15 protein-coding genes are annotated in these 12,568 nt (G+C 76.1%); 9 read left to right on the top strand and 6 right to left on the bottom strand.

The window, feature by feature from the left end; translation table 11 throughout:
- Positions 1-28: 28 nt before the first annotated feature.
- Both ACI79B_RS18405 and mobA read right to left on the bottom strand, forming a co-directional pair.
- Positions 29-691 (bottom strand): NAD(P)H-binding protein, encoded by a 663-nt coding sequence (locus ACI79B_RS18405; protein ID WP_456929486.1) that lies wholly within the window; start codon positions 689-691, stop codon positions 29-31.
- Between the two features lie 32 nt (positions 692-723).
- Positions 724-1,314 (bottom strand): molybdenum cofactor guanylyltransferase, encoded by a 591-nt coding sequence (mobA, locus tag ACI79B_RS18400; protein ID WP_456929485.1) that lies wholly within the window; start codon positions 1,312-1,314, stop codon positions 724-726.
- Between the two features lie 41 nt (positions 1,315-1,355).
- Between mobA and fdhD the strand changes: the two genes are divergently transcribed.
- Positions 1,356-2,186: a formate dehydrogenase accessory sulfurtransferase FdhD gene (gene fdhD / locus ACI79B_RS18395; RefSeq protein ID WP_456929484.1), complete on the top strand. Its 831-nt coding sequence runs from the start codon at positions 1,356-1,358 to the stop codon at positions 2,184-2,186.
- Between the two features lies 1 nt (position 2,187).
- Here fdhD and ACI79B_RS18390 read toward each other — a convergent pair whose 3' ends face one another.
- From ACI79B_RS18390 to moeA, 4 genes are read right to left on the bottom strand one after another with little or no spacing between them, the layout of a single operon-like run.
- Entirely contained in the window at positions 2,188-2,712 is a 525-nt protein-coding gene (locus ACI79B_RS18390) for a hypothetical protein (RefSeq protein WP_456929483.1), read from the bottom strand.
- An 11-nt stretch (positions 2,713-2,723) separates the two neighbouring features.
- A complete protein-coding gene (locus ACI79B_RS18385; protein ID WP_456929482.1) occupies positions 2,724-3,215 on the bottom strand; it encodes a MogA/MoaB family molybdenum cofactor biosynthesis protein in 492 nt (163 codons plus the stop codon).
- A complete protein-coding gene (gene moaC / locus ACI79B_RS18380; protein ID WP_456929481.1) occupies positions 3,212-3,682 on the bottom strand; it encodes a cyclic pyranopterin monophosphate synthase MoaC in 471 nt (156 codons plus the stop codon). Before moaC ends, ACI79B_RS18385 begins: the two co-directional genes overlap by 4 nt.
- Positions 3,679-4,872 carry a molybdopterin molybdotransferase MoeA gene (gene moeA, locus ACI79B_RS18375; protein WP_456929480.1) on the bottom strand — a complete coding sequence of 398 codons (1,194 nt, stop codon included), beginning with the start codon at positions 4,870-4,872 and terminating at the stop codon, positions 3,679-3,681. Before moeA ends, moaC begins: the two co-directional genes overlap by 4 nt.
- A gap of 69 nt (positions 4,873-4,941) precedes the next feature.
- On the opposite strand from moeA, the gene ACI79B_RS18370 reads away from it, so the two are divergent.
- The 8 genes from ACI79B_RS18370 to glmS all read left to right on the top strand — a co-directional run bounded on the left by ACI79B_RS18370 (position 4,942) and on the right by glmS (position 12,463).
- Positions 4,942-5,907, top strand: a complete 966-nt coding sequence (locus ACI79B_RS18370) for a PfkB family carbohydrate kinase (RefSeq protein ID WP_456929479.1) — start codon at positions 4,942-4,944, stop codon at positions 5,905-5,907.
- 75 nt (positions 5,908-5,982) lie between these two features.
- On the top strand, positions 5,983-6,468 hold the full coding sequence (locus tag ACI79B_RS18365) for a beta-class carbonic anhydrase (RefSeq protein WP_456929478.1): 486 nt from the start codon (positions 5,983-5,985) through the stop codon (positions 6,466-6,468).
- A gap of 188 nt (positions 6,469-6,656) precedes the next feature.
- The gene (locus ACI79B_RS18360) at positions 6,657-7,862 is read left to right on the top strand and encodes a DUF7373 family lipoprotein (protein ID WP_456929477.1); all 1,206 of its coding nucleotides are present in this window, start codon (positions 6,657-6,659) and stop codon (positions 7,860-7,862) included.
- Between the two features lie 126 nt (positions 7,863-7,988).
- A complete protein-coding gene (rplM, locus tag ACI79B_RS18355) occupies positions 7,989-8,432 on the top strand; it encodes a 50S ribosomal protein L13 (RefSeq protein ID WP_387987693.1) in 444 nt (147 codons plus the stop codon).
- Entirely contained in the window at positions 8,429-8,848 is a 420-nt protein-coding gene (gene rpsI, locus ACI79B_RS18350) for a 30S ribosomal protein S9 (RefSeq protein ID WP_456929476.1), read from the top strand. Before rplM ends, rpsI begins: the two co-directional genes overlap by 4 nt.
- A gap of 11 nt (positions 8,849-8,859) precedes the next feature.
- Positions 8,860-10,209, top strand: a complete 1,350-nt coding sequence (glmM, locus tag ACI79B_RS18345) for a phosphoglucosamine mutase (protein ID WP_456929475.1) — start codon at positions 8,860-8,862, stop codon at positions 10,207-10,209.
- 73 nt (positions 10,210-10,282) lie between these two features.
- Entirely contained in the window at positions 10,283-10,501 is a 219-nt protein-coding gene (locus tag ACI79B_RS18340; protein WP_456929474.1) for a DUF427 domain-containing protein, read from the top strand.
- A gap of 87 nt (positions 10,502-10,588) precedes the next feature.
- Positions 10,589-12,463, top strand: a complete 1,875-nt coding sequence (gene glmS, locus ACI79B_RS18335; RefSeq protein ID WP_457000235.1) for a glutamine--fructose-6-phosphate transaminase (isomerizing) — start codon at positions 10,589-10,591, stop codon at positions 12,461-12,463.
- Positions 12,464-12,568 lie beyond the last annotated feature (105 nt).

Raw genomic sequence — 12,568 nt, 5'->3', positions numbered from 1 at the left:
AGGGCGCCGAGGAGCCGGAACTCGACGATCACGGCAGTGCGGCCACGGCGTCGGCGACGGGGGTGTCGCCGGACACCAGCTCCACGACCTCGTTCGTCTTGCCCGAGTCGAGGAAGGCCAGCAGGACCGCGGCGACGTCGTCGCGGGGGACCTCGCCGTACTCCACGCCGTGGGCGAGGGTGACCCGGCCGGTGCCGGGCTCGTCGGTGAGCCGCCCGGGCCGGACGATGACGGTGTCCAGCGCGGTGCGCGGCAGGATGACGTCCTCGGCGCGCAACTTGGCCTGCAGGTAGACGGCGAACACCGGGTCCATGCCCCTCGGCGTCCCCTGGCGGGCCTGCTCGACGCCCATCGAGGACACCAGCAGGTAGGGGCGGACGCCGGCGCGCTCGGCGGCGTCGGCCAGCAGGACCGCGGCGCCGTGGTCGACGGTGTGCTTGCGCTCCGCGCCGCTGCCCGGCCCGGCGCCTGCGGCGAACACGACGGCGTCGGCGCCGCGGACGACCTCCGCGACGTCGTCGACCGAGGCGGACTCCAGGTCGAGCACCGCGGGCGTGACACCGTCGGCCTCGAGGTCGGCGGCGTGGTCGGGGTTGCGGACGATGCCGAGGACGGTGTCCCCACGCCCGGCGAGCAGCCGGCCGAGGCGGCGGGCGACCTGACCGTGGGCACCGGCGATGACGACGCGCATGCCGCCGTCCTACCACCCGGCGGCCGGGGCGGTCACCCGCCGGCGTCCCTGCGGGCCCGGGCGAGATCGGCGGGGGTGTCGCAGTCGGTCCACGGTGGCGGGGTGCCCGGCTCGCGGGGCGGGGACCACCGGGTGACCGTCAGCCGCCCGACCACCCGGCGGACCGGCACCGGGCCGTCCGCATCGGCCACGGCCGCCCCGAGGGCCGCGGTGCGCCAGACGCCGAGCAGGTACTGGTCGCGGCCGGCGTCGTCGACGACCAGGACGCCGTCGGCGGTCAGCCGCGCCCGCAGGTCGCGGACCAGCGCGGGGGTCACGAACGGCAGGTCACCGGCGAGGACGGCGACCACCGGGGTGTCGACGGCGGCGAGCCCCGCGCGCATCGCCGCGACCGGCCCGCCGCCGGGCGGCCGCTCCCGGACGACGCGGACGCCGTCGGGGACCGGCTGCGGCGGCCCGACGACGACCCGCGGCGCGGCGTCGGGGACCGCGGCGAGGACGGCCGCGAGCATCGTCCGGCCGCCGACCTCGAGCTGCGGCTTGGCCTGCCCGCCCAGCCGGGCCGCGCGGCCGCCGGCCAGGACCACCGCCGCGTAGGGCGGGAGCGGGTCCGGCGCGGTCACGGTCCGACCGTAGGGGCCGCGCGTGGGTACCGTCCCCGTTCGTGGGACGAGTCACCAGCCGCACCCCCGTGCTGCGCATCCGGGGCCCCGTGCGCACCACCCGGCCCGACACGGTGGCCGCCGAGGAGCCCCTGGAGATCCGGCTGGCCGGGTCGCCGCTGGCGGTCACCATGCGCACGCCCGGCGCCGACTTCGACCTGGTGCACGGCTTCCTGGCCACCGAGGGCGTCATCGGCGGCGTCGAGGACGTCGCCGGGCTGCGCTACTGCGACTCGGTGGACGCCGAGGGCCGCAACACCTACAACGTCGTCGACGTCGACCTGGCGCCCGGCGTCGAGCCGCCGGACACCGCGCTGGACCGCAACTTCCTCACCTCGAGCTCGTGCGGCGTCTGCGGCAAGGCGAGCATCGACGCGATCCGCACCCGCACGCGGTACGACGTCGCCGGCGACGGCACCCGGCTGGAGCTGGCCACGCTGCTGGCGCTGCCCGACCGGCTGCGGGCGGCGCAGGAGGTGTTCACCAAGACCGGCGGCCTGCACGCGGCGGGGCTGTTCACCGCCGACGGCGAGCTGGTGGCGCTGCGCGAGGACGTCGGCCGGCACAACGCGGTGGACAAGGTCGTCGGCGACGCGCTGCGCGCAGGCCGGATGCCGCTGGCCGGGCACGTGCTCATGGTCAGCGGCCGGGCCAGCTTCGAGCTGACGCAGAAGGCGGCGATGGCCGGCATCCCGGTGCTGGCCGCGGTGTCGGCGCCGTCGTCGCTGGCGGTGGAGCTGGCCGCCGACGTCGGCATCACGCTGGTGGGCTTCCTCCGCGGCGACGGGTGCAACGTCTACAGCCGCCAGGAGCGCATCGTCCTCGAGGACTAGGTCAGCGGGTCACGTCGACGACGACGAGCACACCTCGCGGGCTGCGCTCGTGCCCCGCGGGCAGCGGGCCGGCCAGCGCGGCGAACTCCTCCCGGTCGTCCCACCCACCGCCCTCGGCGATCGGCCAGGTGGCCGTCGCGTCGGGGACCGCCTCCCAGTGGCCCCGCCCGGTCTCCCGGTCGGTCCCGATGACGAGGGACACCTCCCCGGCCCGGCCGCGCGTCGGGGGGACGGCCTCCGGCACGAAGCCGTGGACACCGACGGACAGGACGCCGCGCAGCGGCAGCGCCCGTCCGCCGGCGCCCCGCCACCACGCCGAGACCCGGCCCGCGGTCAGCACGAACCCCGACGCCACACCGATGTGCCGGCTCTCCTCGTCGCCGAGCCGGAGCTCCGTCCCGGTCCACGGCACGTCGACCGCGGCGGGGTGGTCCGGTTCGTCGGACCAGATCAGCGACCACCGCACGGCCTCCCCGACCGAGGGCACCGCGAGGCAGCACTCGATGTCCTCGCCGTCGAGGAACACCGGGACGCGCCTCAGTGGTCGCCGCCCCGCAGCTGGGACACCGCGTGGGGGAGGAGCGGCCCGAGGACGGCGAGCCCGTCGCGCACCCCGCCGGTGGAGCCGGGCAGGTTGACCACCAGGGTGCGCCCCGCGGTGCCGGCCACGCCGCGGGAGAGCACCGACGTGGGCACCTGTGCCTCCCCGGCGCGGCGGACGGCATCGGCGATGCCCGGCGCGTCGCGCTCGACCACCGCGCGGGTGGCCTCGGGCGTGACGTCGGTGGGGGACAGGCCGGTGCCGCCGGTGGTGAGGACGACGTCGGCGCCGGACGCGACCGCCTCGCGGATCACCGCGGCCAGCGCCTCGACGTCGTCGGGCCGCACGTGCGGGCCCTCGACGGCGAACCCGAGCGAGCGCAGCCCCTCGGCCAGTGCCTGCCCGCTGCGGTCCTCGTAGACCCCGGCCGAGGCGCGGTTGGACGCGGTGACGACGACGGCGCGGGCGCCCACGGGGAGCTCGCTCACCGCCGCCACTCGCCGCTCTTGCCGCCGGACTTGGCCAGCAGCCGCACGTCGGTGATCGAGGCCCGCGGGTCCACGGCCTTGACCATGTCGATCACCGTCAGTCCGGCGACGGCGACCGAGGTCAGCGCCTCCATCTCGACGCCGGTGCGGTCGGCGGTGCGGGCGGTGGCGGTGATCTCCACGGCGTCGTCGGCGACCTCGACGTCGACGGTGACGCCGTGCAGCGCGATCGGGTGGCACAGCGGCACGAGGTCCGGCGTCCGCTTGGCCCCGGCGATGCCGGCGATCCGCGCGACGGCCACGGCGTCGCCCTTGGGCACGCCCTCGCCGCGCAGCAGCGCCACCACCTCGGGGCTGATCAGCACCCGCCCGGCGGCGGTGGCCTCGCGGGCGGTCACCGGCTTGGCCGAGACGTCGACCATCCGGGCGGCGCCCCGCTCGTCGACGTGGGTGAGGCGGTCGGTCACTGCAGCGCTCCCTCGATCAGGACGACGTCGACCTCGGCGCCCGCGGGCAGCTCGGTGACGTCCTCGGGCACGACGACCAGGCAGTTGGCCCGGGCCAGGTGGGCGACCAGGTGCGAGCCGGGCCCGCCGACCTGGGAGACGCGGCCGGCGTCGTAGCGGCCGCGGAGGAACTGGCGGCGTCCGGCGGGGGAGCGCAGCGGCGCGGTGAGCACCGCGGGCGCGCGCAGCCGGCCGGGCGCGGCGTGCCCGAGCGCCCGGCGCAGCGCCGGGCGGACGAACACCTCGAAGGACACGAACGAGCTCACCGGGTTGCCCGGCAGCGTGACCACGGGGACGCCGTCGACGGTGCCCGCGCCCTGCGGGCCGCCCGGCTGCATCGCGACCTTGACGAACTCGACCGTGCCGAGCGCGCCGAACGCGTCCTTGACCACCTCGTAGGCGCCGGCGCTCACGCCGCCGCTGGTGACCAGCAGGTCCGCGTCGGCCAGCTCGGCGCGCACGGTGGCGAGGAACTGGCCGACGTCGTCGGGCACGAAGTGCAGCCGCCGCGCGGTGCCGCCGGCGTCCTCGACCGCGGCGCACAGCAGCAGCGAGTTCGACTCGTACACCTGCCCGGGCAGCAGCGGCTCGCCCGGCTCGACCAGCTCGCTGCCGGTGGACAGCACCAGCACCCGCGGGCGGCGGCGCACCCACAGCGTCCGGGCGCCCACCGCGGCGGCCAGGCCGAGCTGCGCGGCGCCCAGCGGGCTGCCGGCCTCCAGCGCGACGGTGCCCGCGGTGATGTCCTCCCCGGCGCGGCGCAGGTGGGTGCCGGCCGCGGGCGCGTCGCGGATCTCGACGGCGTCGGTCGCGGCGTCGGTCAGCTCCACGGGGACCACGACGTCGGCGCCCGGCGGCAGCAGCGCGCCCGTCATGATCCGCTGCACGGTGCCCGGGGCGAGGGGGACGACGTCGGTGCGGCCGGCCGGGACGTCGTCGGCCACCGGCAGCCGGGCGGGCAGCGCGCCGAGCTCGGCGGACCGGGCGGCATAGCCGTCCATCGCCGAGTTGTCGAAGCCGGGCAGCGGCACCTCCGCGACGACGTCGCGGGCCAGCACCCGGCCGTGCGCCGCGGCCAGCGGCACCTCCTCCTCGCCGAGCGGGGCGAGCAGGGCGGCGACCACCGCCTGGTGTTCCTCGACCGTGCGCACCCGGTCATCCTGGCGGATGGGCCCCGGCCCGGCTGGCGGGTGCCCGGCGCCGCGGGCAGCGTGGGCCGGGTGACCGACGTCGTGGTGCTCGGGCAGGCGGGGCGGGACCTGGTGCTGCAGGTCGGGCGGCTGCCGTCCGCGGGCGGCTCGGCGGAGGTGCTCCGCCGGGTCGAGGTGCTCGGCGGCAAGGGCGCCAACCAAGCGGTGGCACTGGCCCAGCTGGGCGTCCCGGTGGCGCTGGTCGCCGTGGTGGGGGACGACGGCGACCCGCTGCTCGCGCAGGCGCGGGCCGACGGCGTGGAGGTGTCCGGCGTGTGCCGGCGGCCGGGCGTCCCCTCCGCGCTGCTGGTCGACGTGGTGGGGCGCGGGGGCGCGCGCCGGCTGCTCGAGGACGTCCCGGACGGCGTGCTGCTCGCCGCCGACGACGTCGCCGCGGCCGCCGACCTGGTGGCCGGGTGCCAGGCGCTGTCGCTGCAGCTGCAGCAGCCGGGGGAGGCGGTGCGCGCGGCGCTGGACCTGGCCCGCCCGGACGCCCTCGTCGTCGCCGACGGCGCCCCCGCGGACGACGCCACCCGGGACGCGCTGCTCGCCCGCGCCGCCGTGCTGCGCGCCGACGCGGAGGAGGCCGCGCTGCTGGTCGGCCGGGACCTCGACGGCGTCGACGCCGTCCGGGAGGCCGCGCTCGAGCTCCGGGCGGCCGGCCCGCGGCTGGTGGTGCTGTCCGCGGGTGCCGACGGCGAGGTGGTCGCCTGGCGCGCCGGCGGGTCGCGGGCCACGGGCGGCGCGGACTGGCCGGCCGACGGGGTGGTCCGCGTGCCGCTGTCCGATCCCGACCCCGTCGACCCGACCGGCGGCGGGGACGCCTGGGTCGCCGGGCTGGTCGCCGCGCTGCTCGGCGGCGCCGGCCCGGCCGAGGCCGCCCGGACCGCCTCGGCGGCGGCCACGCTCACCGTCCGGCGGCTCGGCGGCCGCCCGGACCTCTCCCCGGCGGCGCTCGCCGGCCAGGTCGCCCGCGAGCGCGTGGTGGCGGCATAGGAAGCTGTCCCCACGTCCGCGCGCCCGAGACGTGCGGAGGACTTCCCTGCCTCACCACACGAGAGGAGTGCCCGCGTGGCCGAGTACGAGCGGATGCTGGCCGCCAACGAGGAGTGGGCCCGCGACTTCCAGGGCGGGCTGCCGGTGGCCCCGGCGCGCAAGGTCGCCGTCGTCGCCTGCATGGACTCGCGGATGCCGCTGTTCCCGCTGCTCGGCCTGGCCGTGGGCGACGCGCACGTGATCCGCAACGCCGGCGGCGTGGTCACCGAGGACACCATCCGCTCGCTGACCATCTCCCAGCACGTGCTCGGCACCCGCGAGATCGTGCTGGTGCACCACACCGACTGCGGCCTGCAGAAGACCGACGACGCCTCGTTCGCCGACCTGGTCGAGCAGGCCACCGGGGTCCGGCCGCCGTGGCCCGCGCGCACGTTCACCGACGCCGACGAGGACGTCCGCGAGTCGATCCGGCTGCTGCAGGAGAGCCCGTTCCTCCTGTCCAAGGAGATCTGCGGCACCGTCTACGACGTCGAGACCGGGCTGCTGCACCGGGTCGCCTGACCGCCCCACCTGCACGGACCCGATCCGGGACGCCTGCCTTCGCGCGTGGGGTCGACGCGCTCGCCGCGGTGACCGCCGCCCGCTGACCGGACGGCACGACGGAGGGGCCGGGTGCACGGTGCGCCCGGCCCCTCCCGCGTCCCCGGGTGCGTGACCTGCGAGGACGTCGGCCCCTAGGCTCCCGGCCCGTGACGGGGACACGGGGACGGCGGGGCGCTGCGGGCGCCGCGGTGGCCGCGGCGGTGCTGCTGGCCGGGTGCACGACCACGGTGAGCGGGACGGCGACCCCGCCGGCCGCTGCCGCGCCGACGACGAGCGAGCCCCCGGCGACGACGACGCCGTCCGGGCCGCCCGTCGACGTCACGCCCGCCCCCGAGCCCACCGTCGGCACCCTGCTCGAGGCCCACCGCATCGCCTCGGTGACCTCGCTGGTGCAGACCACCTTCCCGGCGCGGACGGACACCTGCTTCCCGTCCGGGCCGTGGAGCGACTCCGGCGCCCTCGACGCCGCCTACTTCGGCACCGGGACCGCGGGCCCGATCCTCGACCGCTGGGGCTTCGTCACCGCGTGGGGCCAGTGCAACAGCGACCCCGCCGGCGGCGCCGGCACCCTGACCGTGGTCGCCGAGCTGTCCGACCCCGAGTCCGCGCGGCGGGCGGCCGCGGAGCTCGCCGCCGACCAGGCCGGCGGCTACCAGGAGGCCGAGATCCCCGGCGTCGACGGCGAGGTGCTGCTGCAGGAGGGCGGCGGGGAGGACGTCGTCCAGGCGTTCGTGCCGGTCGGCCGGATGCTCGCCTACGCGTACCACAGCACCGGCCCCGGCCAGGGCCTCGACGACGTCGGCCGGCTGATGACCGACCAGGTCGGGCTGCTGCAGGGCTTCACGCCCACGCCGCAGGCGCAGGTGCCCACGCTGCCCACCGACCCGGTCGGCCTGCAGTCGCTGACCCTCGACCCGCCCGGCGACCTCACCGACTTCTCCGGCCCCTACGACCTCGAGGGCTACCTGCGGCTGGCGATCGACCCGGCCCGGGAGCGCGACCTGCTGTCGGCCAACGGGTTCCGCGGCTTCTACGCCAAGCAGTCCGACGAGGACGAGCTCAGCTACGCGGTGGCGCTGTACGCCTTCCCGACGTCGGCGGAGACCAACGCCGTCTACACGACGTTCGCCGAGCTCGAGGGCGCCGAGCTCGGCGGCACCCGGTTCACGCTGCCCTCGATCCCCGACGCCCCCTGCTTCTGGTTCCAGGCGGGGGAGAGCTACTACCAGCGCTGCTACGTCGGCTACGGCAGCCACCTGGCCAGCGTCGACGTCCTCGGCCTGGCCGCCGCCGACGACGTCGGCGCGATGGACCGGCTGCTGCCCGCCCAGCGCGACCTCATCGCCGGCTGAACCCGGCTGGTATCGTCGTCGGCTGGTGCGCGGCCGCCGGCTGGTGCGCGCGCGCCGCCGGCGTCTCCCGTCCTCGGTGAGGCGATCCCACCAGCCACCCCGACGACGACGGAGGACACGAGCGCCGTGCGCACGTACTCACCCAAGCCCGGCGAGGTCACCCGCGCCTGGCACGTCATCGACGCCACCGACGTGGTGCTCGGTCGACTCGCCAGCCAGGTCGCGACCCTGCTGCGCGGCAAGCACAAGCCCCAGTTCGCCCCCCACGTCGACGTCGGTGACTTCGTCGTCGTCGTGAACGCGAACAAGATCGCCCTCACCGGCTCCAAGCGCGACCAGAAGACCGCCTACCGGCACTCCGGCTACCCGGGCGGTCTGCGCGCCATCAACGTCGGCGACCAGCTGCGCACCCACCCCGACCGCGTCGTCGAGCGCGCGGTGAAGGGCATGCTGCCGCACAACAGCCTCGGCCGGCAGATGATCAAGAAGCTGAAGGTGTACGCGGGCCCCGAGCACCCGCACGCCGCCCAGCAGCCCCAGACGTTCGAGATCAAGCAGGTGGCCCAGTGACCTCCCCCCTCACCGTGACCGACGCCGAGGGGCGCCCGGTCCAGACCGTCGGCCGGCGCAAGGAGGCCATCGTCCGCGTGCGGCTCGTGCCCGGCACCGGCCAGTTCCGCCTCAACGGCCGCAGCCTCGAGCAGTACTTCCCGAACAAGGTCCACCAGCAGCTCATCCGCGAGCCGTTCGTGACCCTCGAGAAGGCCGAGCAGTACGACGTCGTCGGCATCCTCAAGGGCGGCGGCGTCACCGGCCAGGCCGGCGCGCTGCGCCTGGCGATCGCCCGCGCCCTGATCGAGGTCGAGGCCGAGGACCGCCCGGCCCTCAAGAAGGCCGGCTTCCTCACCCGCGACGCGCGGGTCAAGGAGCGCAAGAAGTACGGGCTCAAGAAGGCCCGCAAGGCGCCTCAGTACTCGAAGCGCTGACCGGCACCGCCGTGGGTCGCCTCTTCGGGACCGACGGCGTCCGGGGTCGGGCCAACGCCGACCTCACGCCGGAGTTGGCCCTCTCGGTGGCGCGTGCCGCCGCCAGCGTGCTCGCCGACCGCGACGGGACCTCGCGTCCCGTCGCGGTCGTCGGGCGTGACCCCCGCGCCAGCGGGGAGATGCTCGAGGCCGCCGTGGTGGCGGGCCTCGCGAGCGCCGGCGCCGAGGTGCTGCGCGTCGGCGTGCTGCCCACCCCGGCCGTCGCCTTCCTCACCGCCGAGACCGGCGCCGACCTCGGCGTCATGATCTCGGCCAGCCACAACCCGATGCCCGACAACGGCATCAAGCTGTTCAGCCGCGGCGGCCACAAGCTGCCCGACGCGGTCGAGGCGGCGATCGAGCAGGCCATCGCCACCTCCCGCCGCAGCACCGACGGCCACCGCCCGACCGGCGCCGGCATCGGCCGGGTCCGCGACCTGCCCGGCGCCGGCGAGGACTACGCCAAGCACCTGCTGTCGACGCTCCCCGGGTCGGTGTCCGGCCTGCGCCTGGTCGTCGACTGCGCGCACGGCTCGGCCGCGACCGTCGCCCCCGACGTCTACCGCCGCGCCGGCGCCGAGGTCACCGTCATCGGCGGCGAGCCCGACGGCTGGAACATCAACGACGGCATCGGCTCCACCCACCTGGGCCCGCTGACCGACGCCGTCCGTGAGACCGGCGCCGACCTCGGCATCGCGCACGACGGCGACGCCGACCGCTGCCTCGCGGTCACCGCCGACGGCCGGGTGGTCGACGGCGACGCGATCCTCGCCGTGTGCGCGCTGGCGCTCAAGGAGCGCGGCGAGCTCGCCCGGGACACCGTCGTCGCCACGGTGATGAGCAACCTCGGCTTCCACCACACGATGCGCGAGGCCGGCATCGCGGTGCACACCACCGCCGTCGGCGACCGCTACGTCCTCGAGGCGCTGCGGGAGCAGGGGCTCAGCCTCGGCGGGGAGCAGAGCGGCCACCTGGTCTTCCTCGACCACGCCACCACCGGCGACGGCCTGCTCACCGGGCTGTCGCTGCTGTCCCGCATGGCCGCCACCGGCAGCTCGCTCGCCGACCTCGCCTCGGTGGTGCGCCGGCTCCCGCAGACCCTGGTCAACGTCCCGGTCCGCGACCGCATCCGGGTCGTGGAGAGCGAGGCCGTGGGCAGCGCGGTCAACGCCGTCGAGGCCGAGCTCGGCGACGACGGCCGGGTGCTGCTGCGGCCCTCGGGCACCGAGCAGCTCGTGCGCGTGATGGTCGAGGCGCCCACCCAGGAGCTCGCCGACGGGATCGCCTCCCGGCTCGCCGCGGTCGTCGCCGCCGTCGACTGACCGCCCGGGCTGGACCGGGGCGGCGTCCCGGGACGAGCACGGCGCCCACCGGCCGAGGACGGTCGCCGACCTGGTGCCCAGCGGGACGCGCCCCTGGGGCGCCTACAGGGGCGAGGCCGGCTCCTGGTCGGTGCGGACCGGCGACGGGCTGGTCCCGGACGCGGTGTGGAGCTACCGCGACCCGCTGCCCGACGCGGCGCAGCTCCGGGGACTGCTGTGCGTCTTCGACGAGCGCTTCGACGTGGCCGTCGACGGCGCGCCGCGCCCACGCCCGGTGTCCCCCCGGTCCTGACCGGCCCGGTGGGGCGGGTGGGACGGGCTCCGCGTCTCACACCGCAGCGGGACGGATCGGTCCCCTTGCCCGGTAGCCTCGATGCACATGTGCGGCATCGTGGGTTACGTCGGCCCCAAGAACGCCCTGGACGTCGTCCTCGAGGGCCTGCGCCGGCTCGAGTACCGCGGGTACGACTCCGCGGGCGTCGCCGTCCGGGTGGACGGCGACGGCTCCGGAGAGCTGGCGTCGGCCAAGAAGGCGGGGAAGCTGGCCAACCTGGAGAAGGTCCTGGCCGACACCCCGCTGCCCGAGTCGACCATCGGCATCGGGCACACCCGCTGGGCGACGCACGGCGGCCCGACCGACCGCAACGCCCACCCGCACCTGTCGGCCGACGGGCGGGTCGCCGTCATCCACAACGGGATCATCGAGAACTTCGCCCACCTGCGCGCCGAGTGCGAGGCCGCCGGCGTGGAGATGCGCTCGGAGACCGACACCGAGGTCGTGGCGCACCTGCTGGCGGCGGCCTACTCCGAGCTGCCGGAGGGCCCGGGGCGGTTCGCCGAGGCGATGCGCGCGGTGAGCCGCCGGCTGGAGGGCGCCTTCACCCTCGTCGCCGCGCACGCCGACGAGCCCGACACGCTGGTCGCCTCCCGCCGCAACAGCCCGCTGGTGGTCGGCGTCGGCGACGGCGAGTACTTCCTCGGCTCCGACGTCGCGGCGTTCATCGCGCACACCCGCGAGGCCCGCGAGCTCGGCCAGGACCAGGTCGTCGAGATCGACCGCACCCGCGGCCTGACCGTCACCGACTTCGAGGGCGCGCCCGCCGAGCCCGCCGCCTACACCGTCGACTGGGACGCCGCGGCCGCCGAGAAGGGCGGTCACGACTGGTTCATGCTCAAGGAGATCGCCGAGCAGCCGCAGGCGGTCGCCGACACCCTGCGCGGGCGCCTCGGCGACGACGGCGAGCTGGTCCTCGACGAGGTGCGGCTGTCCGACCAGGAGCTGCGCGACGTCGACAAGGTCTTCGTCGTCTCCTGCGGCACCAGCTACCACGCCGGGCTGATCGCCAAGTACGCCATCGAGCACTGGACCCGCATCCCGGTCGAGGTGGAGGTGGCCAGCGAGTTCCGCTACCGCGACCCGGTGCTCGACCGCTCCACGCTGGTCGTCGTCATCAGCCAGTCCGGCGAGACGATGGACACCCTCATGGCGCTGCGGCACGCCAAGGAGCAGAAGGCCCGGGTGCTGGCCATCTGCAACGTCAACGGCTCGACGATCCCGCGCGAGTCCGACGCCGTGCTCTACACCCACGCCGGCCCGGAGATCGCCGTCGCCTCGACCAAGGCGTTCCTGGCGCAGATCGTCGCCTGCTACCTGGTCGGGCTGTTCCTCGCGCAGGTGCGCGGCATCAAGTACGCCGACGAGGTCGGGTCGATCGTCCAGCAGCTGCAGCGGCTGCCCGAGGCGGTCGAGCGGGTGCTGACCCAGATGGAGCCGGTGCGGGAGCTGGGCCGGTCGCTGGCCGACTCGGACACGGTCCTGTTCCTCGGCCGGCACGTCGGCTTCCCGGTGGCGCTGGAGGGTGCGCTCAAGCTCAAGGAGCTGGCCTACATCCACGCCGAGGGCTTCGCCGCCGGCGAGCTCAAGCACGGCCCGATCGCGGTCATCGACGAGGGCACCCCCGTGGTGGTCATCGCGCCGTCGCCGCGCGGGCGCAGCCTGCTGCACGGCAAGGTCGTCTCCAACATCCAGGAGATCCGGGCCCGCGGGGCGCGCACCATCGTCATCGCCGAGGAGGGCGACGAGGACGTCGTCCCCTACGCCGACCACCTCATCCGGGTGCCGCGCACCCCCACCCTGCTCGCCCCCGTGGTGACCACCGTGCCGCTGCAGATCCTCGCCTGCGAGATCGCCGACACCCGCGGCTTCGACGTCGACCAGCCCCGCAACCTGGCCAAGAGCGTCACCGTCGAGTGAGCTCGTGCACGATCAGGTGAGCTGATCGTGCTGCGTCCTGGCTCGCCGTCGGCGGTGAGCCAGGACGCGTGACGGTGAGCCAGGACGGCGCGTCCGGCGGGCGCA

The sequence above is a fragment of the Geodermatophilus sp. SYSU D00879 genome (assembly GCF_054050375.1).
The sequence above is the reverse complement of the archived record's forward strand: the minus strand, read 5'-3'. Positions and strand labels throughout refer to the sequence as shown.